General features: G+C 71.1%; 1 protein-coding gene and 1 pseudogene. One reads left to right on the top strand and one right to left on the bottom strand.

The genetic code is table 11. From position 1 onward, the window contains the following. A partial coding sequence (locus K0M70_RS09215; protein WP_290781528.1) for a DUF2058 family protein occupies positions 1–559 on the top strand: 559 nt, incomplete at its 5' end. A gap of 48 nt (positions 560–607) precedes the next feature. Here the strand turns inward: K0M70_RS09215 and K0M70_RS09210 are convergent. Continuing rightward, a pseudogene (locus tag K0M70_RS09210) lies at positions 608–1,283 on the bottom strand (vitamin B12 dependent-methionine synthase activation domain-containing protein); the annotation flags it as partial.

Here is a 1,283-nt window from a genome sequence, read left to right as displayed (position 1 = left end):
GGGCGGGGGGGGGGGGGGGGGGGTGCGTGCCACGGGGGGCTCGGGGCGCGGGGGGGGCGGCCGCGGGGTGGCCGGCACGCCGGGCTCGCCGCGACCCGCCGGCCCGCGACGTCCGGCCAAGCCGCGCAGCCAGGAGGAGATGGACCTGGCCAAGGCCTATGCCATCCGCGCCCAGCACGAGAAGAACGAGCGCATCGAGGCCGAACGCATCAAGCAGGAAGAGGCCCGCCTGCGGCGCGAAGCCAAGGCCAGGGTGGTCGAGCTGGTGAAGGACCAGTCGCTCAATGACAAGGACGCCGACATCGCGCGTCACTTCCCGTACGGCGGCAAGATCAAGCGCGTGCACGTCACCCAGGCCCAGCTGACGGCGCTCAATGCCGGCGAACTGGGCGTGCTGCAGCTCGACGGCCGCTACCTGGTGGTGCCGGTGGCGCTGCTGGACGAGGCTGGGGCGATCTTCCCGCCGGCCGTGGCGCTTCGGGTGGATCCCAATGCGCCCGCAGGCGAAGACCCCTATGCCGATCCGCTCTACCAGGTGCCCGACGACCTGGTCTGGTAACGGCGGCGCGGCACGCGTAAAGGTGCCGCGGCGGCTTTCCGGCAGGCCTTATTCGGGGTCGTAGTCCAGGTTCGAAGCCAGCCAGCGTTCGGCCTGCGCCAGCGTTGCGCCCTTGCGGCGCGCGTAGTCGGCCACCTGTTCGCGCGACAGCCGGCCCCCCACGAAGTACTGGCTGCCCGGATGCGAGAAGTACAGGCCGCTGACAGCGGCCGCCGGGTACATCGCGAAGCTTTCGGTCAGCGCCAGGCCCGTGTGTTTCTCCGCGTCCAGCAGCCGGAAGATCGTCGCTTTTTAGCTGTGCTCGGGGCAGGCCGGCTATCCAGGGGCAGGGCGGATGCCGCCGTACTGTTCGCGGATCAGCGCCTCGTTGTCCAGCGCTTCGTCGGGCGCATAGCCCCACAGCTGCGTGCGCACCCGCTGGTGCAGGCGCTCGGCCAGGGCCTCGGCGAAGCGGTCGGCCAGGGCCTTGAGCATGATCGAGTTGTAGTCGTCGTTGTCCTTTTCGAACGCGGCCACGTGCGGCTCGATACCCAGGCCCGCGGTGACCGCGAAGGCGCCCACCCAGTCCTGGCGGCCGCTGGCCTTGGGCGCCACGAAGTCGGCCAGGCACAGGTTGGGGCGGTCGTCGGGCTTGTCGGCCTGCTGGCGCAGGCAGTGCAGCACAGTGGCCTGTTCGCCCTGCAGGTGGATGTCGTCGCCCACGCTGTTGGCCGGCCAGAGGCCG

Origin of the sequence: Arenimonas sp. (assembly GCF_019459675.1) — a bacterium.
In the GTDB taxonomy this organism is placed as follows: domain Bacteria; phylum Pseudomonadota; class Gammaproteobacteria; order Xanthomonadales; family Xanthomonadaceae; genus Arenimonas.
This window is presented reverse-complemented; position numbering and strand designations above follow the sequence as displayed.